Below are 25,283 nucleotides of genomic sequence, written 5' to 3' on the forward strand. Positions count from 1 at the left end.
CCGGTGGCAATTGCCGCTGGCATTGGTGGGAGCGATGGTCCAGAAAGGATCAACGAAAAGTGATTGCCTTCCTTCATGTCCTCCATCCGCCCGCTGATCCCGCTCCTCATTGCCGCCGGCATCCTGCTGGGCGGCAATGGCCTGCAGAGCACGCTGATCGCGCTGCGCGGCGCGCAGGAAGGGTTTCCCGCCTCGACCATCGGCCTGATGGGCACATTCTACTTCGCCGGCTTCCTGCTCGGCTGCCTCGCCGTCACCCGCATCATGAAGGCGGTCGGCCATGTGCGCGCCTTTTCAGCGCTGGCGGCGATTGCGTCGGCCGGCACGCTGCTCCTGGTGCTGGTCATCGACCCGGTCATGTGGTGCGCGGTGCGCTTTGCCGGCGGCTTCTGCTTTGCCGGCCTGTTCACCATCATGGAAGCCTGGCTCAATTCCGGGGTCGCCAACAAGGATCGCGCACGCGTGCTGGCGATCTACCGGATGGTCGACATCGGTTCAGTGACGGGCGCGCAGTTCCTGATTCCGATCTTCGGCGCCGGCGGCTTCGCCATCTTCGCCATCATGTCGATCATGATCACGCTCTCGCTGGTGCCGGTGTCGCTCGGCGACCGCTCCAATCCGGCCGCTCCCGAAAACGTCAAGCTCGACCTGGCACGGGTCTGGCGGATTTCGCCGCTCGGCTGCTTCGGCTGCATCGCCGTCGGGGTCACCAACAGCGCCTTCCGCACGCTGTCGCCGGTTTATGCCGAGCAGATCGGCATGTCGGTCGCCGATGTCGTCACCTTCGTCAGCGTCGGCATCGTCGGCGGCGCCATCATCCAGTACCCGCTCGGCTATCTTTCCGACCGCTGGGACCGGCGCTCGGTGCTGTTGGCGACAACGTGCTGCGCCATGTTTGCCGCACTTGCGCTAGCGCTTTTGGCCGGAAGCAATCCGTTCCTCAACTTCCTGACCGTCTTCATCTTCGGCTGTTTCGCCATGCCGCTCTACTCGCTGTCGGCGGCGCATTCCAATGACCGCGCCGACAAGGGCGAGTTCGTGCTGATCAATGCGGCGCTGATGCTGTTCTATTCCTTCGGCGCCATTGGCGGCCCGCTCGCCGCGTCAACGGCGATGCAATATTTCGGCCCGAGCGCCCTGTTCGTGTTCTGCGCCGTCGTCTACGCGGTCTTCATTGTCGTCATTCTCTATCGGATGCAGGTGCGATCCGGCGTGCCGGTGGGCCATCGCAGCCGTTTCACGGCACTTTTGCGGACATCGACAATTTTCGCCCGGCTGGCCAAGCGCAACGATGATTCCGACGGACCTACGAAGCACCGATGATGGTGCTGCGGCTTGACGAAAGCCCGCGCGGCTGAAATTGAAGGACACCTTGCCCCTTGCCAAAAGCGATTTGATGCACGTCATATCAACCCAAAAAGAACTCGAAACCGTTCTTGCCGCGTTCGAAAAGGCGGATTTCGTCACTGTCGACACCGAATTCATCCGCGAGACGACCTTCTGGCCGATCCTCTGCCTGATCCAGATGGCCGCACCCGGCGTGACCGCGCTGATCGACCCTTTGTCGCCGGACATCGACCTGAAGCCGTTCTTCAAGCTAATGGCCAACGAGGCGGTCGTCAAAGTCTTCCATGCGGCGCGCCAGGACATCGAAATCATCGTTCATCTCGGCGATCTGGTACCGCATCCGGTGTTCGACACCCAGGTGGCGGCGATGGTCTGCGGCTTCGGCGACAGCGTCTCCTACGACCAGCTTGTGCAGCGGGTCACCGGGGCGCGGCTGGACAAATCCTCGCGTTTCACCGATTGGCGTCACCGCCCGCTTTCCGACAAGCAGCTGGACTACGCGCTTGCCGACGTCACCCATCTGATCGAGGTCTACCAGCATCTCAGCGCCGAGCTTGAGCGGGAAAACCGCGCCCATTGGCTAAACGAGGAAATGGAGGTGCTGACCTCGCGCGAAACCTATGACCCGCATCCCGAGGATGCCTGGAAGCGGCTGAAGATGCGGCTGCGCAAGCCGCAGGAACTGGCGATCGTGCAGGCGGTGGCGGCCTGGCGAGAGCGGGAAGCGCGCGAACGCGACGTGCCGCGCGGCCGGGTGCTCAAGGACGACGCCATCTACGAGATCGCGCAGCAGGCGCCGCGCGATGCGGCGGCGCTCGGCAAGCTGCGCACCACGCCGAAGGGCTGGGAGCGGTCGGCGACGGCAACGGCGCTGCTTGGCACGGTTAACAGCGCGCTTGCCTTGCCCAGGGAAGACATGCCGAAGCTGCCGAAGAGTTTTCAGCCGCCCGAAGGCTCCAATGCCGCAGCGGAATTGCTGAAAGTGCTTTTGCGGATCGTCGCCGAAAAGGAAGGCGTCGCCTCGAAGGTGCTGGCCTCCAGCGACGACATCGACCGTATCGCCGCCGAGGGCGAGGCCGCCGACGTGCCGGCCTTGCAAGGCTGGCGGCGGGCCGTGTTCGGCGAGGTGGCGCTCAAGCTGGTGCGCGGCGAGATCGGCATCAAGTTCGACAAGCGCAAGATCGCGGTGTTCGACCTGTAGCCCGGTTCAGACGACCGCCAGCAGGTGGAGCGCGAACCATATCCATGCCAGCAAGAGAACCACCGCGCCGAAGAAGAAAATACGGCTGCGGAAGCGCAGATTGTTGGTGGTCAGGTGCACCCAGGCGTGGGCGTAGCGCGAAGCGACGAAAATCCACATCAAGGCCAGCGTCAGGTAGTTGACGCCGTTGGTCTCGTGCAGCGCCAGGCACAGGACGTAGAAGAGCACCGGCAGCTCGAACTGGTTGCTGAGGTTGTTGGCAACGGTGACGCTGGATGCCGGTTCGGTGGAGCGGGTCTTGAACTGGCCGGCCTTGGCCTCGCCGGACCTCACCGCGCCGTATCTGCGGCGACCCATCACGAGATAGACGATGTAGACCAGAAGCACCTGCGCCAAAACAGGCCAGAAGATCGCGGTCTGGTTCAAGAAGCCCCTCCGCCCTTGCTATCCCATCTCAAGGCCGTTTCTGGCCCGCCAGCGTGAAAGCCGCAATGACGATCACGGGTATCGCCAAAAGCGCGAATTTGGTGACGGTCAGCGCCGAAGCGAAAGACAGCGAATCCGGATTGGCCGACAGGAAATCGGACAACAGCCGCGCCACGGCAATGTTCTGCGCATAATCGGCAAGCGTGTATGGCACCACCAGGACAACCGCAAGCAGGCACTGCAGCTGCGCCGGCATTGCCCGGAAATTCTTCAGCCGCCGTCCGGTGGCGAGGATCAGGCTGACCATGGTCACCGACAGCAGCGCGGGGAATAAAAGGTCGAAGGTAAGATAATGCCAGACCAGGATGATCTCGCCGCCGCGCCGGCCGAGCGCCGTCAGCCAGGCCATGCCCTCGTCCGGCGTAAAACCGGCAAAGCGCATATCGAGCGACGGCAGGCCGCCACTGAGGCTGCGGAAATAGAAGAATTCCAGCACCGTCATGACGACGAAAACCGTCGCGGATGCAAAACACAGCGCCGCGGCGTGGCGTGACAGCCGCAGGATCATTGCCGTCAGGCTCCGCCCGACGGCATTCCGATCAAATTCCGCCGGGATAATTCGGGCTTTCGCGGGTAATCGTGACGTCATGGGCGTGGCTTTCACGAAGTCCGGCGTTGGATATGCGAACAAAAGTGGCGCGGTCGCGGAAATCGGCAAGGTCGCGGCCGCCGACATAACCCATAGCGGCTTTCAGGCCGCCTGCAAGCTGGTGCAGCACGCCGGACACCGGTCCCTTGTAGGGAACCTGCCCTTCGATGCCCTCGGGAACCAGTTTCAGCGTGTCGCGCACCTCGGCCTGGAAGTAGCGATCGGCCGAACCGCGGGCCATGGCGCCAACCGAGCCCATGCCGCGATAGGCCTTGAAGGAGCGGCCTTGGTGCAGATAGACCTCGCCAGGGCTCTCGTCGGTGCCGGCCAGCAGCGAACCGATCATGGCGGCGCTGGCGCCGGCGGCGAGCGCCTTGGCCAGATCGCCGGAATATTTGATGCCGCCATCGGCGATGACCGAGACACCCGATTTATGCGCCGTCTCGACCGCCGACATGATCGCCGAGAGCTGCGGCATGCCGACACCGGCAACGATACGGGTGGTGCAGATGGAGCCCGGCCCGATTCCAACTTTGACGGCGTCGGCGCCGGCGTCGATCAGCGCCAGCGTGCCTTCTGATGTGGCGACGTTGCCAGCCAGGATGCGGACGGAATTGGACAGTTTCTTGGCGCGCGTCACCGCGTCGAGCACGCGCTGCGAGTGGCCATGCGCGGTGTCGATCACCAGAAGGTCGACGCCGGCATCGATGAGGCGCTCGGCGCGCTCGAAGCCGTCATCGCCGACGCTGGTGGCGGCCGCCGCGCGTAGCCGCCCCTGCGCATCCTTGGTGGCGTGCGGATTGAGCTGCGACTTCTCGATGTCCTTGACGGTGATCAGGCCGACGCAATTGCCTGATTTGTCGACGACAACCAGCTTTTCGATGCGGTGCTGGTGGAGCAGGCGCTTGGCCTCGTCCTGGTCGACATTCTCCTTGACCGTGATCAGCTTGTCGCGGGTCATCAGTTCGTAGACCTTCTGCGCCGGATCGGAGGCGAAGCGTACGTCGCGGTTGGTCAGGATGCCGACCAGCCGGCCGACCGTGTGGCCGCCGGCGCCGCCATTCTCGACCACGGGGATGCCTGAAATCGAGTAGGTGCGCATCAGCGCCAGCGCGTCGGCGAGCGTAGCGTCCGGGCCGATGGTGACGGGGTTGACCACCATGCCGGATTCGAATTTCTTGACCTGCCGTACCTGCTCGGCCTGTTCGGCCGGCGAGAAATTGCGGTGGATGACGCCAATGCCGCCGGCCTGGGCCATGGCAATGGCAAGACGCGCCTCGGTGACCGTATCCATGGCGGCCGACAGGATCGGCACGTTGAGGTCGATGTCGCCGGCAATGCGGGTGCGGATGTCGGTCTCGCCGGGCATGACCTCGGAATGACCTGGCTGCAGCAGCACGTCGTCAAATGTCAGCGCCAGTGCGCCCGTGGACGTTTCGATGATTTTTGCCATGGCCAGCCCTTGGTGTACAAAAGTGCGGGGGAATACAAAAAAGCGCTGGACCGGAATGGACAGCGCCGACTCGTTTCTTCCCTTTCAGGATTGGCGCTGGCTCGTAACACGTCCCGCCGCCGATGAAAAGCCGATGATTGCACGCCGATGATTACACATGGGCACGCGCCGTTTGCGTGAATGCCCGCTAAGGTCCGCCGGTCGCACAAATGTGACAGCAAATTAATGCGACATCCGGCGCAAGGCATGATAACCGCCCCTCGTGTCGGCTTGCCCCGGTCGACGACACATAGAATCAAGTCCGGACGCGTTTTGTGAACCGCATCATCCCGCTTATCCTGGCGGTCGCACTTTTCATGGAAAACATGGATTCGACCGTGATAGCGACATCGCTGCCGGCGATTGCCGTCGATATCCACACCAGCCCGATCGCGCTGAAGCTGGCGCTGACGGCCTATCTGGTGTCGCTGGCGATCTTCATTCCGATCAGCGGCTGGATGGCGGACCGGTTCGGCGCCAAAAATGTGTTTCGCGCCGCAATCGCCGTCTTCATCGTCGGCTCGATCGCCTGCGCCTTCTCCAATTCGCTGCCGGCCTTCGTGGTGTCGCGCTTCCTGCAAGGTATCGGCGGCGCCATGATGACGCCTGTGGGACGCCTGGTGCTGGTGCGCGCCACGCCGAAGAGCGAACTCGTCGCCGCGATGTCCTGGCTGACCGTGCCGGCGCTGGTCGGGCCACTCGTCGGGCCGCCGGTCGGCGGCTTCATCACCACCTTTCTCACATGGCACTGGATCTTCCTGATCAACGTGCCGATCGGCCTGATGGGCATCTGGCTCGCCACCCGCTTCCTGCCGGAGACGGAATCGATGGAGACGCCGCCGCTTGATTTCATTGGTTTCGTACTGAGCGGGCTAGCCGCCTCCGGCGTGGTCTTCGGCCTGTCGGTCGTCAGCCTGCCTTATCTGCCACCTGCAACCGGCTTCATCACCGTGGCGGTCGGCCTGGTGTCGGGTGCGCTCTATCTCCTGCATGCGCGGCGCGCCGCAAACCCGCTGCTGGCGCTGGAGCTGTTCCGCAACCAGGTGTTCCGTTCCTCGGTCCTCGGCGGCTCGCTGTTTCGTATCGGCATCGGCGCGGTGCCGTTCTTGCTCCCGCTGATGTTCCAGATCGGCTTCGGGCTGACGCCGTTCCAGTCGGGCATGATCACCTTCGTCTCGGCGATCGGCGCCATCGGCATGAAGCTTGTCACCGCGCAGATCTTCAGGCTCGCCGGATTCCGCCGCGTACTGATCTGGGGTTCGCTGATCGCTGCCGGGTCGATCGCCATCTACGGCCTGTTCACCCCCGAAACGCCCTATGCGCTGATGCTTGCGATATTGCTGGTCGGCGGTTTCATCCGCTCGATGTTCTTCACCGGCGTCAACGCGCTCTCCTATGCCGAGGTGTCGGCCGAGGATACCAGCAAGGCAACGCCGATTACGGCGGTGTTCCAGCAATTGTCGATCGCGCTCGGCGTGGCGCTGGCCGGCGGCATTCTGGAAGTGTCGACGTCGATCCATGGCGGGCCGCTGCGGCTGGCCGACTTCCACATCGCCTTCTTCATCGTGGCGGCGGTTTCGGCGGCGGCATCGCTGACATTCATGCGGCTGGCGCCCGACGCCGGCAACGCCGTTTCGGGTCATGGCAAGCTGACGACGCCCAAGACGCTGGAGCCGGTAAGCCCGCCTGGGGGTTGATTTTTTCAACGCCGGCGGGACAGCACCCCTCTGGCCTGCCGGCCATCTCCCCCTCAAGGGAGGAGATTGGCAGCTTTGACGACGGCTCCATTCCGCAACGCTGCAAATTGGCGAAAGCCGAGGTGACATCTGATCTCCCCCCTTGAGGGGGAGATGGCCGGCAGGCCAGAGGGGGGTGCTGTCCCGCCAAACTCTAAAGCTAAAGCAGCCTACCCCTTAAAATCCTTCGCCAGCAGATACAGCTCCACCGACTCATCGCGCGAGGCCGGCGGCTTGACGTGGTGGACCGAGCGGAAATTCTGCTTGAGCCGCGAGAGCAACTCGTTCTCGGCGCCGCCCTGGAAGGTCTTGGCCAGGAAATGACCGCCAGGCTTCAGCACCGAAAGCGCGAAATCGGCCGCCACTTCGCACAGATACATGGTGCGGATGTGGTCGGTCCTTTTGTGGCCGGTGGTGGGGGCGGCCATGTCGGAGAGCACGATATCTGGCTGACCGCCCAGCGTCTCGGCGAGTCTTTCCGGCGCCTGCGGATCGAGGAAATCCATCAGAAGCACCGGTGCGCCCGGCACCGCGTCCATTTCGAGATAGTCGATGCCGACGACATGCGGATTGTCCGCGGTCGATTTGGTGCGTGCGGCGGCGACCTGGCACCAGCCGCCGGGTGCGGCGCCGAGATCGATTACCTTCATGCCGGGTTTCAAGAGATGGTGCTTGTCGTCGATCTCGATCAGCTTGTAGGCGGCGCGGGATCTATAGCCGTCGGCCTTGGAACGTTGGACATAGGGGTCGTTGATGTGGCGCTGCAGCCAGCGGCGCGACGATTCCTTGAGGCCGCTCTTCTTCTTGATGCGCGTCTTCAGCACGCGAATGCCGGCGGTACCGGGCTTCTGCGGTTTCTTGGTCATTGCCGGCCCCTGCTGCGCCAGGCCCCGTCATCGGCCATCAATTCGCTCAATATGCCTTCGCGCAGGCCGCGGTCGGCGACGCGCAGCCGTTCCGACGGCCACACGGCGCGGATCGCTTCCAGAATGGCACAGCCGGCCAGCACCAGGTCGGCGCGGTCGGCGCCGATGCACGGATTGGCGACACGCTGCTGGAAATCCCAGCCGACCAGTTTTTCGACCATGCGGTCGACGCTGTCGCGGTCCATCCACAGCCCGTCGACCCGGCGGCGATCGTAGCGTTCCAGGTCGAGGTGAACGCCGGCCAGCGTCGTCACCGTGCCCGAGGTGCCAAGCAAATGGAATTTCGGGCTGGCGAGCACATGGCTCAGCCGGTCGCGCCCGTCAAAGGCGTGCAGGCGCACGGCGACATCCTCGACCATGGCGGCAAAGATCTCGCGGGTGACGGTGCGGCCACCGAAGCGTTCGGCCAGCGAGACGACGCCGACCGGCAGCGACGTCCACGAGACGATATGGTTGGCAAGCCTTGGCGAGCGGTGGCCGGTGAGATCGATCAGCGCGATCTCGGAGGAGCCGCCGCCAATGTCGAACAGGACGACGCCTTGCGTGTCGCGCTCGACCAGCGAGCCGCAGCCGGACACGGCCAGCCGCGCCTCGGTCTGACGGTCGATGATCTCGAGCTTGAGGCCCGCCTCGCGCTCGACGCGCTCCAGGAACTCGACGCCATTGGCGGCGGTGCGGCAGGCCTCGGTGGCGATCAGCCTGGCCTTCCTGATGTTGCGGCCGCGCAATTTGTCGCCGCAGATCTTCAGCGCCTCGACGGCGCGGTCCATCGCCGCCTGCCCGAGGCGGCCACTGGCGGTGAGCCCCTCGCCCAGCCTGACGATGCGCGAGAAGGCGTCGATGACGCGGAACTGGCCATGGCGCGTCGGCACCGCGACCAGCAGCCGGCAATTGTTGGTGCCGAGGTCGAGCGCCGCAAACACCGGCAGTTCCTGCAGCTGCGGACGGCGAAGTTCCGGCCGCGCCTGCGAAGCCGGAGGCGCTACCTCCGGAGGGCGGCTGGCTGGGGCGCTGGCGGCCGCCGCCGACGGTGCGACCACTATCGCGTGATTGTCGTCGCGGGCGAAAACCTTGCGGCCGCGACGGCGCTTGCGCCGCTTCCTGGCCTTGCCCTTCGGCTGCTCGCCTTGATGCTCGGCATGCCCTGGCCGGGCGCCCGCCTGACGATCAAGGCGTCCGACGGATGGACCTGCCTGGCCTGACGGCGGCGGAGCCCTGGACACGCCCACTGCCGGCGCGCCCGCGCCGGTGTCGTGGTCTTCCACTTCAGTTCCTTCCGGCGCCGCGCGAACCGGAGACCGGACGCAGCAGGCGCTTTCATGTGTTCAAGTTGCCGCCAGACTAGCAGCGCCGCGCCGGATCACCAAGAGCGGACCGGGCGAATTTTGCCAGCCCGCGCGAGACTGCGGCACCAAGAGCAGACCTTGCCGGTTGAATAGCCGGCTTCAATAAGGCATTTCTGAAACGGAGGGGTGAACATCCGGAATCGTCGGCGATCTTTCCAGTCGCGAACCGGAAAAGGGTATCGGGCTGCAACGCATGACGATCACGCCATGAACTGGAGGCGCTATTTCTGGCCCGTAGTCGGCATTGCGGCGGTGATTTTCTCGCTGTTTTTGCTCTGGCACGAATTGCGCGGCATTTCGCTCGACGACGTCTGGGCCGGCATCGTGGCCATTCCCGCGCGGGGCTGGGTGCTCGCGGCGCTGAGCTCGGTGATCGCCTATGCCGCGCTGGCCGGCTACGACCACATCGCGCTGTTGCATATCGGCAAAAAAGTGTCGTGGCTGTTCGTCACCCTGTGCTCGTTCACCACCTATGCGCTGTCGCACAATATCGGCGGCTCGGTATTTTCAGGCGCCGTTATCCGCTACCGCGCCTATGGCACAAGGGGGCTGACCGGGCAGGATGTCGGCATCCTGGTGGCGATCTGCTGGATCACCTTCGTGCTGTCGACGATCCTCGTCTCCGGCCTCGTGCTGGTCTTCGAGCCCGAGATCATCGACCGCTTTTCCGGCGCGCCGCATCACGGCCTGGCGATGGCGGCGGGCCTCGTCATGCTGATGCTGGTGGCGGCCTATGTGTTCGGCAGCTGGCTGCATCTGCGGCCATTGAAGATCGGCGGCTTCCAGCTGCACTACCCGGCCCTGCCGATCGTGGCGCGGCAAATGCTGATCGGACCGATCGAGCTTTTGGCGGCGGCGGCGATCATCTTCTTCGCCCTGCCCGCATCAGGCAATCCCGGCTATTTCGTCGTGCTCGGCGTGTTCCTGGTGTCGTTCTCGGTCGCCCAGATCTCGCACGCGCCGGGCGGGCTCGGCGTGTTCGAAGTCGTGTTCCTGACCGGGCTGTCGCACATGGACCCGGTCGGCGTGCTGGCCGCATTGCTGGTGTTCCGGCTGTTCTACCTGATCATCCCGCTGCTGATAGCACTCGGCGTCGTGCTGTTCTTCGAGCGCTCGCAGTTCGGGCGAAGCGAGGGTTGAGGCACCCGGCCTGGGCGAACGCCTGAGAACAGCCTCTGAAACAGACTGACGAAACGTGGCGATTGAAACGCCAGGCAGGCTTGACTATTTTCCGGCGGCGGCTACAAGGCACGCGCGGCGACATCGCCGCCCTGCCCGCACGGTTTTCTTCAACCGCGCCTGCTGGGGAATAGGTTAACGGTAGACCCACGGACTCTGACTCCGTTAGTCCTGGTTCGAATCCAGGTTCCCCAGCCAAAAATTACATAAGAAGAACAAACATTTAATGGGACATTCTGGCCCGTTTCGTTTTTTTGAGCCGGCAAGATCCTCCGGGGCGAAAGATTGGTGGCCACTGCTGCGTGCCACTGGCCAAGCTTCGTGACAGATTCCCGCGCGAGGCCGCTTCATGCCCACCGATAGCCAGTACATTCTCAACAGCATCAGGCAGGGATGCGTGATGCTTTCCGATGACGAGTTCGTCATCGACAGGTTGGTGAAGTATTTCGGCAACGGCAGGATCCGGTGGCACGTCGAATTCCGTGGGCATCGCATCGAACTGACGACCGGGCAGCTCAAGAAGCAGGCTACCTTCCGCAGGAAGATACTCGAACAGGCTGGCGTGCTGCCGCCCCAGCGTGCCGGCGCCAACTACAGGCGATGGGCACTCGATCTGAGGAAGAATGCCACCGAGCTTCCTTGGCGGGATAGACCGGTCGATGTCGGATTCGCCATCGACAGGCTGACCAGCCACGGGGATGGGCGCTGGACGGTTGAATACCAAGGCAAGGCAATCAAGTTCACGACCACCAAGCTGCGCAGGCAGGTCAGTTTCCGCAAACGCATGCTGGCCAAGGCCAAGGTGTTGCCGCCGGAACTCGACCCGGTTGCCTATCGTAAGTGGGTGGACTGGCTCATTCAGAACGCCACCGAGGCTGCGCCGCAGGCCGGCGAGGTCTCGATGACGGAGAAAAGCTGGCTTGACGACCTGCCAGAGCTGGCCGGCTGGCAAAAATGAAGCGTCGCCAAGGCACCAATCAGGGAAAGTACGATCCGCTCAAATCGATATGTTCTGGAATTCAACTAGATAAGGCCGGCTGCGTGCGTCCTATTGGTCGCTCATGCCGCCCGGCCACCGCTATCAGGAAGTCGCCACCGCGGAAGCTTCGCTCCAGCACGTCCCCGCACCGGCGCCTTTTCGTTTCTTTCTCCCGAGATCGATTGTTGCTAGGCAAATAGACGCTGTAAGTTCTTGTTGCTTTCGATGAACGGCACCTGCACACCATGCCGAACCAGCAGCGAATGCTCAATCCCAAGTATCCTCCGCACGCTCGCCAGCGCTGCTTCATTCACATCGATGTAAGCCACGATGTACCATTCGCCGTTTTCTTCCCTGGCCATGCCCATCGGCTCGGCGCGCCATTTCAGCGCGCCGTGGTGGGGCATGAAGTAGGTTTCCTGGACGCCGCCGACGGCGCTGAGGCCCTCATCGAGGGCGTATTCCATCACCGCGCAGCACAGTTGTGTCAGCGTGCCGCGCAGCCCGGTGGAGCGTTTGTAGGGAACGACGAAGGTGCGCGTCCATTCGGCCCAATCGGGACGCCGGGGGACGCCCGATTTTTCGCACATGTGAGAAAAGACCTCCGAGACCATGTGCGGCTCGCTCGTTGGGATCAATCGAGCCGAGGTCACGACGCGACCGTCTTCGATACCGAGCAGATACGTCGCCGCATCCGTATCGAACTGGTCTAGCTCGCGACCATCAGGGCTCGGAGGGCGCCAATGTTTCTGGTGCACGAAGAAATCGTGCCGCCGGCGCAAAAACTCGTCGAATTCGTTTTCATAGAGATGCTTGTTATGCGCATTGACTACGTGTGCCGTTATCATGACGCGACCCCCCGATCGTTCTCGGGTGGATAGTCGCAGCCGCGCTAATATACGTCACCTGTCCGATCGAACAGTTGACGCAGCTGGAGCAGTACGGTCGTCCTGCTCTAGCTCTTTGTTTTCCGCATGATCTTGCCCGAAAAGTCTGCAACTTTGCGGGATCATGCTCTAGGGGTGGATCAGGCGCCTGCGCACCGCCTCAACAACAGCCTGCGTGGTCGTGGCGACGCCAAAGGCCTCGCGCGCCCGCGTCGAGTGCCATTTGACGGTGCGTTCGGTCAGGCCGAGGATCTGGGATGTTTCCGACGAGGTCTTGCCGGCCGCGGCCCACAAGAGCACTTCTCTTTCCCGGTCGGTCAGCAGGCCTTCGCCGTCATCGTCATCTGACAAGGCCTGGATCGACATGCCGGCATAAACCGCCATCGTCACCAGTTGCACCTGCTGGCGCGGCGACAGAGTGCAGGACTTTGCCGCAGAGGCAAACGACAGCACGGATTGCCAATGATGGACGCTGAGCATCGGCACCGCAAAGCCGCTCGCTATGCCGAACTCGGTCGCTTCGCCGGCAACGCGTCGGGAATCGTCCGTGTCGGACCATTTTGCGGGAACATCGGCCCAGAAGAACGGCTTCAGGGTCTTGGCCGAATAGATGCAGACCCCGTCGACAGCGGCATGCTCGGCTTCGACATAGCGCTCGAACCAGCCCGCGGGCCAACCGTTCAGTTCGACCATCGGCGCAAGTTTCTGGCCGCTGAGCGGAACCCCGCTCAGGATAAGATGCTCGAAGCCGAGGTTTTTCACGGTTTCAAGAAGATCGCCCAGAAGCGGCCCTGCCGCTGTGTGCTTCCTGCAGCGTTCGACAAAGTCGAACACGTCTGAATCAATCATGCCAGAGACCCCCCGCCTCCATGCCGAAAGACAAGCATACATCAAATTAGAAGCTTCGAATATCCCGTCGCTGCATGGCGAGGCTGGAGCCAAAAGGGCGGCGGACGCTTCCTCTACCCAGCCGGAGCCGTTCGTCCGATCCCTCCAGGGTGGGCGCGGTCAGCTGGCCACGCGCAGACGTCGGGAACTGACAAAGGCCTTCAGTCCATCGGAATCCAACGCACGCCCGAAGGCATAGCCCTGCAGTATGTCGCAACCCAGGCTCTTGAGTATCCGCGCGTGCTCCATTGTCTCGACACCTTCGGCTATGACCTCGATACCCAGGGACTTGCCGATTTCAATGATCGAGGAGACGACCTGCCTTCGTTGCGGCGATTTGACAATTGGGATGACCAGCTGGCGATCTATCTTCAGCCGGCGAGGCTGCAGCTTGAGCAAGCTGACTATCGAGGCATAACCGGTACCAAAATCGTCTATTTCCACGTCAATGCCGAGTTCTTTTATCTGTTCGACATTCCAGCTGACAAAATCGTCATTCTCGTCAAGGAAAATTGACTCAACGAGCTCGAACGAAACTGTTCCCTTCTTGATATGCAGCTTCTTCAAACTCTTGATGAGTTGGTCATCTTGAAGGCGTCGCGCCGAAACATTGACCGATACCCGCGGAATGCGAATATTCGCGGCGGACCATGCTTTGAAATCCGAAAGCGATTGCTCAAGTATGGTTCGATCGATGGTCGAGACGACATTCAGCTCTTCCGCGGTCTTCAGGAAGACATCGGGCGCCAAAATACCCTTCGCCGGATGCCTCCATCGCGCCAGCGCCTCAATCCCAACAATTTCGAGCGTTTTTGCGTCGAATTGTGGCTGGTAGAAGGGAATGAACTCGTTGCGCTCAAGGCCGCCGAGAATTTCGTCGGCAATCCGTTTTGTGTCGACGATTTCGCTTTGCATCGCCTCGGTGAAGAATTCGTATCGATTGCGCCCACGCCTCTTTGCCCGATAAAGCGCGATATCAGCGTTAACCAGCAGGTGTTTGGCTTCGATATCTTTTCGTCTGTCGACTGCAATTCCGACGCTCACCCCAAAACGGCATCGGTGGCCCTGATAGTAGACGGGTTCGCGCATCTGGCTGATGACGCGCTCGGCGAGCTGCGCCAGTTGCTTGATATCGTCATGCACCACGCACAGGATGATGAATTCGTCTCCGCCGATGCGAGCGACAAATCCCTCATCATCGACCTTGGACCGCAGGACAGTCGACGCGTGAACAAGCATTGCGTCGCCCGCGGCGTGGCCAAGCGTATCGTTGATGTGCTTGAACCGATCCAGGTCGATGTGAAGCAGTGCCGCATGCCCGCCGGAGCGCCTGGCGTTGGCTGCGTAATCTTCCAGCACCTGGTCGAGGTAACGCCGGTTGGGCAAGCCGGTCAGCGAATCGTGCAGCGCGATGTGCTCTATGCGCGCCCTGGCCGACTCGAGTTCGGCATTTTTTGACTCGGAAAGCTGTTTTGCGCGAACGAGGTCCTTGTTCAGCAGGACATCGGCTGTCACATCCCATTCCGCGCCAATCATCTTCGGGGTGTCGTCGGCGACCCGGTAAATAATCGCTTTGGATCGAACGTGACGAATCTCGCCATCCGGACGAATAATCCGGTACTCCGACAAATATGGTCCGCCGTCGGCCATCGCCTTGTCGAAATCGGCGTTGGCGCCAGCCAAATCATCCGGGTGGATTGCTCCCGCCCAGTCCGTGTAGCCGCGGCCCTCACCAGTCGGCTTGCCATATATCTCATTGACGCGATCGTCCCACGTCAGTTCGTTGGTGGCGAGATCGTGTTCCCAAACGCCAATAGCCGACGCTTCGAGAGCGAGTTCCAGGCGTCTCGACAATCGACGCAGTTCCGCATAGTTGCGCTGTCTCTCGCCAATCAGGCGACCCGTAACCAGGAAGGGGATCACAACCAGCGCCCCGGCCAGCCCCATGACTGCGCGCAAGAACCACGCATTGGCGGGCGTCGCAGGCCAGCCATCCTTGGGAATGGCTGCGATCCGCCATGAACCGGACGGCAGCAGAACATCGGCCGTCACCGGATCGCTTTTGCCGACGCGCTCATTGCCGAAGAATTGATCTCCAGCTGGACCGAGAGCGTCCTTGCCGATCAGCGCTATGTCAATCCCGAGATCGTCGTCAAGCAGGCCGCTCGCCTTGTAAAGGCGCTGCACGTCGACAACGGCCGAAATGATGCCCCAGAACCGTTCCGTGTTGCCCGCGCTCGGTACAAAAACCGGAATACGGCCGACGAAGCCCTGCCCTCCCTGCCTCAGATCGACGGGACCGGCCAGGATGAGCTTGCGTTCGTCCCGCGCCCTCAGCGCGCCCGCACGCTGCCGTTCGTCCTTGAGATAGTCGAGGCCCAGCGCCTTCTCGTTGCCCTTCATCGGGTACATCAGGGAAATGACCAGATCTGGCGCGCCGGCAATGTTCTTCAATTGCGAGCCCCCGCCAAGCAGGTTGCCCGCGAGCGAGGCGAAGCGTTGCTGTCCCATATAGGGCTCGGTCACGACCGCCGCGACCAGTCCCTGCACGAGTTGAAGGTTTCCGTTGATGTTGCCTTCGAGCTTGGCGCGGATGAGATTGACCTTGGCCAGGACATCCGCGCGGGCGGACTGGTCCGAGAGGACCTTATTCTGGTGGTCCGCGAATACCGCGCTGATGGCAATAACCACCAGGGCCATTGCCGCCGGAATATTTGCCGACGAAAAAACAGCCTTTCTAACACTCTCGAACCGAGCGCGGAAAAGAGCCAATAGGCGATTCCTCACTGCCAGTCGGGTTCCCGGACTGACCCGACGATGGAATATTAGCTGTCAAGTATTTAATTTTGACCTTCACCTGTCCTAAAACTTTTGCACTTTTCGATCGCTGATGCCGGAGTGCTGGGACGGACCTGTGGTTTCGCTTGAGATCCCAGCTGCTTTTCGGCATCGACGCCGGCGACGGTAACGACACGACCATCCATGACTTTGAAGGTATGGGCTGCCTGGGGACGAGCGACAGGACCGTCACAGCGCGCCGCGAAACCATGATTCCGCGATGAAAATGCAAAACCAGGAGGACTAGTGGCCCTCAATCGTCTTGGGGGTAACAAGGTATGGAATCTTGCCGACGCTACGCTTCGTCGCGCCGATGGAATAGGCCATCGGGATCTTGGGAGAGTTCTCCGGCAGGCCGTACATATCCTTGCCGGCCCTGACGGCAAACGAAAAGTGCTGCCACGAAACCGTGTCGTGCTCATTGAGAAAATCAAGCGTCAACCCGGCTGCAATCAGCGCGTTGACCACGTCACTGACCGGATGGATCCACTCATAGTAGCGGGGATGTTTCAAGACACGGTCGTCGCCGGTATAGGTCCGTTCCTCGTTCCACGCGAGTGGCCGCGCTATTGGCGTTCGCCAGTCGTGCTTGAACTCCAGCGCCGCAGCCTTGCGGTCGCACTGGAACATCAGGGGATGGCCCTCGGCCAGATAAAGCCGGCCGCCGGGCCGCAGGAGATCGGCAACCACCCGCGCCCAACGGAACACGTCGTCCAGCCAGTTTACCGAACCCCAGGTAACGTAAGCGATGTCAAAGGTTCGGCCGAGCGCTTCGACTGCCTCGAACAGTGGCGCTTCCACGAAGCGCACATCCGTGCCTGCCTTCGCGGCGAAATCCCGTGCCGCTGCAATCGCTGTCGGTGAAAAGTCGAGGCCGGTCACGCTGCCCGCGCCCAGGTTCTTCAAGCTGATCGTGTCGAGCCCGATATGACATTGCAGATGGACGATGTCCTTGCCGATGATATCGCCGACCTCGCGCGTTTCCAGCTCATAGAGATTGGATCCGCCTGCCAGCACATTCTCGATGTGGTAGCTGCCGGTCGTGTCGGTCGAATGCAGTTCGGCCCGATCATCCCAATTAAGGCGGTTCGCACCCAGAAACGGTTCCAACTTGCCCCCCAAAGTTCCGCCGAGACCAATATTTGGTAAACAAAACGTTAATATATCTTGCAGCTAATGGGTCTCGCGTCAATCCAAGGCGGGGCCGGTGCACCAACGCGACGCAAAGCCGTCCACCGCGGCCGCTTCTCCAGCAACCTCACAGCGGTTGCGTTAGCCATGCGCATTCAGCACAAAGTGGTCGCAGATGAATCCGGCTCAGGCTCGCCGGCAATTGCGTGAGAATCCATGGATCGCTTCGATCTCGGCGCCTACCGCCGCCCCATCTCCACCCGCTCGGCGGAGACCCAGCGCTGGTTCGATATCGGCCTGAACTGGTGCTACGGCTTCAACCACGAAGAAGGCATCAAGTGCTTTGAGAAGGCGCTGGAAACGGACGGCGACTGCCCGATGGTGCATTGGGGCATCGCCTACGCCGCCGGGCCTTTCTACAATCTGACCTGGAAAGAGCATGGCGAAGCGGAGGCCAACCGGGCGGCCAGGCTCTGCTTCCGGCATGTCCAGCTTGCGCGCGCCAACGCCGCTCGCGCCAGTGATGCGGAAAGGCGCCTGATCGAGGCGCTGGCCTGCCGTTTCCCAGAGCCGCATGTCTCGGCCCCGCCGACATTCGAGCAATGGGACGATGCCTATGCCGCCGAGATGCGGCGGGTCTACTCAAGCTTTCCCGACGATCATGATGTGATGGCGCTGCTGGTCGAGGCGCTGATGATGCGCACCGTGCGGCGTCTGTGGGACCTCAAGACCGGCAAGCCCGCGCCGAATTCGGATGTGCTGGAAGCGCTCGAGGTTTGCGAGCGGTCGATCCGGCTCGCCGACGAGGCCGGTGCGGCACAGCATCCGGCGATCGTCCACCTTCACATCCACCTGCTGGAAATGTCGACCATGCCGGAACGCGGCATGCGCTCGGCCGACCTGCTCGGCACGATGTGCCCCGATGCCGGGCACATGAACCACATGCCGGGGCATATCTACGTGCTGTGCGGCGAATACGAGAAGGCGAAGCTGACCAGCGAAAAGGCGGTTCGCGCCAACGACTTCTATCTCGCCTATGCCGGCGAGCCCACCTATTATCTGCTTGGCTGCTGCCACGATTTGCATCTGATGATGTTCACCTGCATGTTGCTTGGCCAGTACAAGCCGGCGCTGTGGGCCGCCGACAAGGTGCGCAGCCTCGTGACGCGCGACGTCGTCAGCATCCCGGACCGGCCAAAGCTCACGCAGACGGTGGAAGGCTACCATGCGATGAAATCGCATGTGCTGGTGCGCTTCGGCCGCTGGCAGGAGATCATCGACGAACCGCTGGATGACGAGCCTGAGCTCTACGTCCTGACCACGGCCATGCAGCACTACGCCAAAGGCGTCGCGCATGCCACGCTCAGGGATTTCGCCAAAGCGGAGCAGGAACGCGAACGGTTCCATCGGCACCTGGCGCGCATCCCACCCGAGCGGCGTTTCCTCAGCAACCCGACACGGGCCTCGCTGGCCGTGGGTGCGGCTTTGCTCGATGGCGAACTCGCCTATCACAAGGGCCGCCATGACGAGGCCTACGCGCATCTGCGGCAAGCGGTCGAGATCGACGACAATCTGTCCTACACCGAGCCGTGGGCGTGGATGCACCCGCCGCGCCATGCGCTGGCGGCGCTGCTGCTGGACCAGGGCTTCGCGCAAGAGGCCGAGCAGGTCTACCGCGACGATCTCGGCCTAAGCGGCGCAGTGCAGCGCTGCGCGCAGCATCCGAACAATGTATGGGCGCTACACGGGTTGGTGGAATGCCTGAAACTGCGCGGCGAGACCGAAGAGTTACCCACGCTGCAGGCCAAGCTCACGGTCGCGCTCGCCAAGGCGGACGTGCCGATCAGCTCGTCCTGCCTGTGCAGGACGAGCGTGCAGCCAGGGCAAAGCTGCTGTCATTAAAGTCCTCAGCTTGCCGCAAGGGCGCATGCGGACCCTGCGATTGGCGGACTGCGGTGCCACTGTATGCCGAAACCGGTGCGACAACCGGTGATCGACGTGTTAAGGTCAAGCGTCCAAACGGGGGGATGTCGCATGCCTGACGGCATCGAAATCTACTTCAATGCGAGCCTGACGCCGGGCCAGCGCGAGATGGTCGAGCAGTCGATCGCGTCGACGGTGGAGCGCACGCGTGCGGAGGCCGACGCGGCCCGCGCGCGATCGACCGAGGAAGACAAGCTACGTGACGCGATTACGGCGCCCCTGGCGAAGCTGATGCGAGCGGATCCCGGTGCTGCGAAGGCACTCGAAGGGCTCAGCAAGCGGCCAGTAGAGGCTGAGGACAGCCTGCTCCCAGAGGACCCGCCTGGCGGCGCACGCGACCGCGTGGTCCCTGTGTCGCCGACTGACAGGAGCGTCGAGCTGCGGCTTCCTCCCTTCGATTTCGCCTGGAGATGGCATCACGATGGAGGGGCTCTTCCCTTCACCCAGAGCGGCGACCAAGGGGGGCGCCTCAGCGTGGATGCACGGGCCGGCGGCGGGGTCGCGGGTGGCGCCGATCGTTTTGTCAACGCACACATCGGGGTAGGCTGCGTTGTGCGGACCGATCGCCCGATCGTCGTCGAATTGTTCGCGTCGCGCTCATCGCGCCATTCCTTTTCCATGGGCGCACGCGGCATTGGCGCGAGTGCCACCTCGGAGGGTGGCCTGGAGACGACTTTTATGAGGGGTGGCCAGGTCTTGATGGCGGGCAACTCTCCGTTATGGCACAGACGCGTGAGCGGTCTCTCAGAGGATGCGAGCGATCGGACCAACTTCGCGGGCGGCGTATATCCCAATGGAATGGGAGGACGAATCGACCCGGGCGAATACGCCTTCAACGTAGGCATTTGGGCATTCGCCGATTACTCTTCAGGCGTTGGAGGAGCGGCGGGAGTGCAGTCACTGGTTCAGAGCAACATTCTTGATATGCGAATCCATCGCCGAGACTGAACCTCGTCGAAAGACAGCTTCACGCACCAAGTCATACAACGCTGCCGTACCATCGCCTGTGCCGATTGGCTCACCCTGTCTGCGCAACGAGTGCGCAACTGGGCAAAGCTGCTGTCATTTACGCGGCCGCATCGAGCCCTTGCGCCGGGACATAGTTGAGGATCGGGCCGAGCCAGCGCTCGACCTCGGCCAGCGGCATCGCCTTGCGCCGGGCGTAGTCCTCGACTTGGTCGCGTTCGACCTTGGCGACGCCGAAATAATAGCTTTCGGGATGCGACAGATAGATGCCGGAAACGGATGAGCCCGGCCACATCGCAAAGCTCTCGGTCAGGCTGACGCCGGCATTGCGCTCGCCGTCGAGCAGGCGAAACAGCGTCGCCTTCTCGGTATGGTCGGGCTGCGCCGGATAGCCGGGCGCCGGGCGGATGCCGCGATAGGGTTCGCCGATCAGTTCGTCCGGCGCCAAGTCCTCATCGGGTGCATAGGCCCAGAATTCCTTGCGCACCTTTTCGTGCATGCGCTCGGCGAAGGCTTCCGCGAAACGGTCGGCCAGCGCCTTGACCATGATCGAGGAATAATCGTCATTGGCCCGCTCGAAGCGTTCGGCGATCGCCACTTCCTCGATGCCGGCGGTGACGATGAAGCCGCCGAGATAGTCGGCCTTGCCGCTGTCGGCGGGTGCGACGAAATCCGACAGCGCGACATTGGCCTTGCCGTCGCGCTTGGTCAGTTGCTGGCGCAGCGTGAAGAAGGTCGCCAGTTCCTGCGAGCGCTTATCGTCCGTGAACAGCCTGATATCGTCGCCGACGGCATTGGCCGGCCAGAAGCCGATGACGCCCTTCGGCGCGAACCATTTTTCCGCGATGATCTTCTTCAGCATCGCCTGCGCGTCCTCGAAAAGCTGGCGTGCCGCCGGCCCTTGAGCTTCGTCCTCGAGGATCTTGGGATAGCGGCCCTTCAACTCCCAGGTCTGGAAGAACGGCGTCCAGTCGATATAGCGGGCAAGCTCGGACAGATCCCAGTTTTCGAAGATCTTCAGGCCGAGGAAGGACGGTTTCGGCGGCTCATAGGCCGACCAGTCGGCCTTGTGCGCATTGGCCCGCGCCCTGGCGAGCGGCAGGCGCTGCTTGTCGGCTTCTGAGCGCGCATGCGCATCGGCAACCTTCTTGTATTCGGCGCGGACATTGTCGACATAGCCGCCCTTGGCCTCGTTCGACAGCAGCGCCGACACCACGCCGACCGCGCGGCTGGCGTCGGCGACATAGACCGTCTGGCCGCTGGTGTAGCGTGGATGGATCTTGACCGCCGTATGCACGCGGCTGGTGGTCGCGCCGCCGATCAGGAGCGGAATGTCGAAGCCTTCGCGTTCCATCTCGGCCGCCATATGCGCCATCTCGTCTAGGGACGGCGTGATCAGCCCGGACAGGCCGATGATATCGACCTGCTGCTCGCGCGCCGTCTGCAGGATCTTCGTCGCCGGCACCATGACGCCGAGATCGATGATCTCGTAATTGTTGCAGGCCAGAACCACGCCGACGATGTTCTTGCCGATGTCGTGGACATCGCCCTTCACCGTCGCCATCAGGATCTTGCCGGCGGTCTGGCGCTCGCCATTGTCGATGCCGTTGGCGGCGTTCGCCAGCTTCTCCGCCTCCATGTGCGGGAGCAGGCCGGCAACGGCCTGTTTCATCACCCGCGCGGACTTCACCACTTGCGGCAGGAACATCTTTCCCGCGCCGAACAGGTCGCCGACGACATTCATGCCCGCCATCAGCGGGCCTTCGATGACGTGCAGCGGCCGCTCGGCGGCGCGCCGCGCCTCGTCCGTGTCCGCGTCGATGAATTCGGTGATGCCATTGACCAGCGCGTGCGAAATACGTTGCTCGACCGGCCAGTCGCGCCAGGCGAGATCACGCTCCTGCGCTTCCTTTCCGGCCGTGCCCTTGAAGCGTTCGGCGAGCTCCAGCATACGTTCGGTCGCAGTGCCGCCGCCCTTCGGCTCGCGGTTGTTGACGACATCCTCGCAGGCTTCGCGCAGTTCCGGATCGATCGTGTCGTAGACGGCAAGCTGCCCGGCATTGACGATGCCCATGTCCATGCCCGCCTGGATGGCGTGGTAGAGGAACACGGCATGCATGGCCTCGCGCACCGGCTCGTTGCCGCGGAAGGAGAAGGACAGGTTCGACACGCCGCCCGAAATGTGGACGTGGGGAAGCGTCGCCGTGATCTGCCGCGCGGCTTCGATGAAGTCGACGCCGTAGTTGTTGTGCTCTTCGATGCCGGTGGCGATGGCGAAGACGTTCGGATCGAAAACGATATCCTCGGGCGGGAAGCCGGCCTGCTCGGTCAAAAGCTTGTACGCGCGGGTACAGATTTCGACCTTGCGCGCTTTGGTGTCGGCCTGGCCGTCCTCGTCGAAAGCCATCACGACCACCGCCGCGCCATAGGCGCGGACGAGCTTCGCATGGTGCAGGAAGGCCTCCCCGCCCTCCTTCATCGAGATGGAATTGACCAGCGGCTTGCCCTGCACGCATTTCAGGCCGGCCTCGATGATCTCCCATTTGGAACTGTCGATCATCACTGGAACGCGGGCGATATCCGGCTCGGCGGCGATCAGGTTGAGATATTCGACCATCGCCTTCTTCGAATCGATCAGGCCCTCGTCCATGTTGATGTCGATGATCTGGGCGCCATTGGCGACCTGGTCGCGCGCGACGTCGAGCGCGGTGACATAGTCGCCCGCGGTGATCAGCTTCCTGAATTTCGCCGAGCCGGTGACATTGGTGCGCTCGCCGACATTTACGAATGGAATCTCGTCGGTCAGCGTGAACGGCTCCAACCCGGACAGGCGCATCCTGGGTTCGATGTCGGGAATGGCGCGCGGCGGATATTGCTTCACCGCCGCCGCGATGGCGCGGATGTGGTCCGGTGTCGAACCGCAGCAGCCGCCGACGACATTGACCAGGCCCTCGCGGGCGAAATCCTCGATCTGCGCGGCCATGAAATCCGGGCTTTCGTCATACTGGCCGAATTCATTGGGCAGGCCGGCATTCGGATAGGCGCAGACAAAGGTGTCGGCGACGCTGGAAATCTCGGCCAGGTGTGCGCGCATGGCGTTGGCGCCGAGCGCACAGTTGAGCCCGATCGTGAACGGGTTGGCGTGACGGACCGAGTGCCAGAACGCCGTCGGCGTCTGGCCGGACAGCGTGCGGCCGGACAGGTCGGTGATCGTGCCGGAGATCATGATCGGCAGGTGCACATCCTTCTCGATGAAGATCTCGTTGCAGGCGAAGATCGCCGCCTTGGCATTCAGCGTGTCGAAGATGGTCTCGATCAGGATGATGTCGGCGCCGCCGTCGATGAGACCGCGCAGTTGCTCGCCATAGGCATGGCGCAATTCGTCGAAAGTCACGGCGCGATAGCCGGGATTGTTGACGTCCGGCGACATCGACGCGGTACGGTTGGTCGGCCCCAGCGCGCCAGCGACGAAGCGGCGTTTGCCGTCCTCCTGCTCAGCCCTCAGCGCTGCCCGGCGCACCAGCCGCGCACCGTCGCGGTTCAACGCGTAGACCGCGTCCTCCATGCCGTAATCGGCCTGAGCGATGGCGGTCGAGGAAAAGGTGTTGGTCTCGAGAATGTCAGCCCCTGATATGGCGTACTGATAGTGAATCTCCTCGATCGCCTTGGGCTGCGTCAGGATCAGCAGGTCGTTGTTGCCCTGCTGATGGCAGGCGCAGTCGGCGAATTTGTCGCCACGGAAGTGGTTCTCGTCGAAGCCCAGACCCTGGATCTGCGTGCCCATGGCGCCGTCGAGAATAAGGATGCGCTCGCGCGCCGCCGCCGTCAGCGCCGCAAGCACTTCCGAACCGTCCGGCTTTTCCGCAACGGGGCCAAACAGATCGTCCAATGATGAAGAGTTTTGCGACATTTTTCATCCTTAAGGCGACGGTCGCGCTTAAGTCACATAAAGACATCTTTATGTCAATATACGCTATTTACCTGCCGATGTCACGCCCTAGGTTACCGACGGGCGCTACACCGGCCGTCTGCTTGACCCGCCGGCGGGGTGCGTCTGTTCGAAGAGGCCACCGCCGCACCGGCCCCGACCAGATGATAGGCGGCGCTCGATCCCACTATACGACGATAGCGATACTTCCGTTCCGCATGGCTGCTCCCCCACAGTGTCCTGGCTACTTTCGAACAAGCTGCGACCAGTCGTTCGATTATGTCAATGTCTCTTCATTGTTGACCGAAATCAAAATCCCTGTAATAAACTCAACACAATGAGGCAGAGAGCCCAACGCGGATTTCGGGGAGGCCAATGGCGATACGCGATGTTCTGATGCGACAGGACCTGGCGCTGACGCCGTCGGAGGAAAAAATCGTCCGGCTGCTTCTGACCGATTATCCGACATCCGGCCTCGGCACAGCCTCGGCGCTGGCGCGGCGCGCCGGCGTCAGCGACCCGACCGTGGTCAGGCTGGTGGTGAAGCTCGGCTATGAGGGTTTCCCGGATTTCCAGGCCAAGCTGCTGGCCGAGGTCGAGGCAAGGCTGCATTCGCCGCTGCTGATGATGGAGGCCAAGCGGCCGTCCGGCGCCGAAGACAGCGCCATCCTCGCCTATCTCGGCTCGGTCAGCACGGCGCTCGAGAAATCGGTCAGCCTGACGCCGCTGCAGAGCTACGACCGCGCCGCCCGCCTGCTGATGGAGACCAAGGGCGAAGTTGCCCTGCTCGGCGGCCGTTTCAGCCGCCATGTCGCCAGCATGTTCGCCGGTTACCTGCTGCAGTTCAGGCCGGGCGTACGCGACATCGGCACACTGTCGGCACAGGCCTTCGACACGCTGGCCGATCTCGGCCGCCGTGACGTGCTCGTCGTCTTCGACTACCGCCGCTATCAGTTCGACGTCATCGAATACACCAGGCAGGCAGCGGCGCGCGATGTCCACATCGTGCTGTTCACCGACCAATGGCTGTCGCCGATCGCCGATCTCGCCGAAGTCACCATCGTCAGCCCGCTCGAAGTCGCCTCCCCCTATGACACGCTGGCGCCGGCGATCGCGCAGATGGAAGCGCTGGTCGCCCACATCGTCTCGACGCTGAGCGAGGCCGCGCACGAACGCATCGAGCGGCTGGAGGAGATACGTCACGCCAATGCCGTGACCCTCGACAGCTCAGAAGAGAAGGGCGCGCGCAGCGCGCCCGGGCCCAAATAAAGGCAAGCCAATTAAAGCCAGGCCAAATCGGCCCAAACCAAATAGGCAAAACAGGACCAGAAAGCATGAGCCAGCTACTGCCCAAACGAGACGAGGCCTTCCGCGCCGGCGA

18 protein-coding genes and 1 tRNA gene are annotated in these 25,283 nt (G+C 62.5%); 9 read left to right on the plus strand and 10 right to left on the minus strand.

Annotation, left to right across the window (positions count from 1 at the left end; genetic code table 11):
• The first annotated feature begins 75 nt into the window (after positions 1-75).
• Both AC0L2H_RS20415 and rnd read left to right on the plus strand, forming a co-directional pair.
• Complete coding sequence (locus tag AC0L2H_RS20415; RefSeq protein WP_473591883.1) at positions 76-1,323, plus strand: MFS transporter; 1,248 nt, start codon at positions 76-78, stop codon at positions 1,321-1,323.
• A gap of 73 nt (positions 1,324-1,396) precedes the next feature.
• Complete coding sequence (gene rnd, locus AC0L2H_RS20420) at positions 1,397-2,548, plus strand: ribonuclease D (protein WP_473591884.1); 1,152 nt, start codon at positions 1,397-1,399, stop codon at positions 2,546-2,548.
• Positions 2,549-2,554: 6 nt separating this feature from the next.
• Here rnd and AC0L2H_RS20425 read toward each other — a convergent pair whose 3' ends face one another.
• From AC0L2H_RS20425 to guaB, 3 genes are read right to left on the minus strand one after another with little or no spacing between them, the layout of a single operon-like run.
• Positions 2,555-2,974 carry an MAPEG family protein gene (locus AC0L2H_RS20425; RefSeq protein ID WP_473591885.1) on the minus strand — a complete coding sequence of 140 codons (420 nt, stop codon included), beginning with the start codon at positions 2,972-2,974 and terminating at the stop codon, positions 2,555-2,557.
• Positions 2,975-3,002: 28 nt separating this feature from the next.
• Positions 3,003-3,542 (minus strand): hypothetical protein, encoded by a 540-nt coding sequence (locus AC0L2H_RS20430; protein WP_473591886.1) that lies wholly within the window; start codon positions 3,540-3,542, stop codon positions 3,003-3,005.
• Between the two features lie 31 nt (positions 3,543-3,573).
• Entirely contained in the window at positions 3,574-5,076 is a 1,503-nt protein-coding gene (guaB, locus tag AC0L2H_RS20435) for an IMP dehydrogenase (protein ID WP_473591887.1), read from the minus strand.
• A 314-nt stretch (positions 5,077-5,390) separates the two neighbouring features.
• Between guaB and AC0L2H_RS20440 the strand changes: the two genes are divergently transcribed.
• The gene (locus AC0L2H_RS20440) at positions 5,391-6,812 is read left to right on the plus strand and encodes an MFS transporter (RefSeq protein WP_473591888.1); all 1,422 of its coding nucleotides are present in this window, start codon (positions 5,391-5,393) and stop codon (positions 6,810-6,812) included.
• A gap of 209 nt (positions 6,813-7,021) precedes the next feature.
• Here the strand turns inward: AC0L2H_RS20440 and AC0L2H_RS20445 are convergent, their stop codons facing one another.
• Positions 7,022-7,717, minus strand: coding sequence for an RlmE family RNA methyltransferase (locus AC0L2H_RS20445; protein WP_473591889.1), 696 nt, complete (start codon positions 7,715-7,717; stop codon positions 7,022-7,024).
• The gene (locus AC0L2H_RS20450; protein WP_473591890.1) at positions 7,714-9,042 is read right to left on the minus strand and encodes a Ppx/GppA phosphatase family protein; all 1,329 of its coding nucleotides are present in this window, start codon (positions 9,040-9,042) and stop codon (positions 7,714-7,716) included. Before AC0L2H_RS20450 ends, AC0L2H_RS20445 begins: the two co-directional genes overlap by 4 nt.
• A gap of 288 nt (positions 9,043-9,330) precedes the next feature.
• Here AC0L2H_RS20450 and AC0L2H_RS20455 point away from each other — a divergent pair, with 288 nt between their 5' ends.
• The 3 genes from AC0L2H_RS20455 to AC0L2H_RS20465 all read left to right on the plus strand — a co-directional run bounded on the left by AC0L2H_RS20455 (position 9,331) and on the right by AC0L2H_RS20465 (position 11,260).
• Positions 9,331-10,263 carry a lysylphosphatidylglycerol synthase domain-containing protein gene (locus tag AC0L2H_RS20455; RefSeq protein ID WP_473591891.1) on the plus strand — a complete coding sequence of 311 codons (933 nt, stop codon included), beginning with the start codon at positions 9,331-9,333 and terminating at the stop codon, positions 10,261-10,263.
• A gap of 163 nt (positions 10,264-10,426) precedes the next feature.
• Positions 10,427-10,500: transfer RNA gene (locus tag AC0L2H_RS20460), tRNA-Gln, on the plus strand.
• Between the two features lie 151 nt (positions 10,501-10,651).
• Positions 10,652-11,260, plus strand: a complete 609-nt coding sequence (locus tag AC0L2H_RS20465) for a hypothetical protein (protein ID WP_473591892.1) — start codon at positions 10,652-10,654, stop codon at positions 11,258-11,260.
• A gap of 209 nt (positions 11,261-11,469) precedes the next feature.
• On the opposite strand, the gene AC0L2H_RS20470 is transcribed toward AC0L2H_RS20465, so the two are convergent.
• The 4 genes from AC0L2H_RS20470 to AC0L2H_RS20485 all read right to left on the minus strand — a co-directional run bounded on the left by AC0L2H_RS20470 (position 11,470) and on the right by AC0L2H_RS20485 (position 17,004).
• Positions 11,470-12,129 (minus strand): acyl-homoserine-lactone synthase, encoded by a 660-nt coding sequence (locus tag AC0L2H_RS20470; RefSeq protein WP_473591893.1) that lies wholly within the window; start codon positions 12,127-12,129, stop codon positions 11,470-11,472.
• Positions 12,130-12,297: 168 nt separating this feature from the next.
• Positions 12,298-13,017 carry a LuxR family transcriptional regulator gene (locus AC0L2H_RS20475; protein ID WP_473591894.1) on the minus strand — a complete coding sequence of 240 codons (720 nt, stop codon included), beginning with the start codon at positions 13,015-13,017 and terminating at the stop codon, positions 12,298-12,300.
• A gap of 159 nt (positions 13,018-13,176) precedes the next feature.
• Complete coding sequence (locus tag AC0L2H_RS20480; RefSeq protein WP_473591916.1) at positions 13,177-15,756, minus strand: bifunctional diguanylate cyclase/phosphodiesterase; 2,580 nt, start codon at positions 15,754-15,756, stop codon at positions 13,177-13,179.
• Positions 15,757-16,137: 381 nt separating this feature from the next.
• Positions 16,138-17,004: a class I SAM-dependent methyltransferase gene (locus tag AC0L2H_RS20485; RefSeq protein WP_473591895.1), complete on the minus strand. Its 867-nt coding sequence runs from the start codon at positions 17,002-17,004 to the stop codon at positions 16,138-16,140.
• Positions 17,005-17,241: 237 nt separating this feature from the next.
• Between AC0L2H_RS20485 and AC0L2H_RS20490 the strand changes: the two genes are divergently transcribed.
• A complete protein-coding gene (locus AC0L2H_RS20490) occupies positions 17,242-18,927 on the plus strand; it encodes a hypothetical protein (RefSeq protein ID WP_473591896.1) in 1,686 nt (561 codons plus the stop codon).
• A 132-nt stretch (positions 18,928-19,059) separates the two neighbouring features.
• The gene (locus tag AC0L2H_RS20495) at positions 19,060-19,956 is read left to right on the plus strand and encodes a hypothetical protein (RefSeq protein ID WP_473591897.1); all 897 of its coding nucleotides are present in this window, start codon (positions 19,060-19,062) and stop codon (positions 19,954-19,956) included.
• Between the two features lie 118 nt (positions 19,957-20,074).
• Here the strand turns inward: AC0L2H_RS20495 and metH are convergent, their stop codons facing one another.
• Entirely contained in the window at positions 20,075-23,884 is a 3,810-nt protein-coding gene (metH, locus tag AC0L2H_RS20500; protein ID WP_473591898.1) for a methionine synthase, read from the minus strand.
• 393 nt (positions 23,885-24,277) lie between these two features.
• Here metH and AC0L2H_RS20505 point away from each other — a divergent pair, with 393 nt between their 5' ends.
• Positions 24,278-25,171, plus strand: a complete 894-nt coding sequence (locus tag AC0L2H_RS20505; RefSeq protein ID WP_473591899.1) for a MurR/RpiR family transcriptional regulator — start codon at positions 24,278-24,280, stop codon at positions 25,169-25,171.
• Positions 25,172-25,283 lie beyond the last annotated feature (112 nt).

The sequence above is a fragment of the Mesorhizobium sp. WSM4871 genome, from assembly GCF_055811295.1.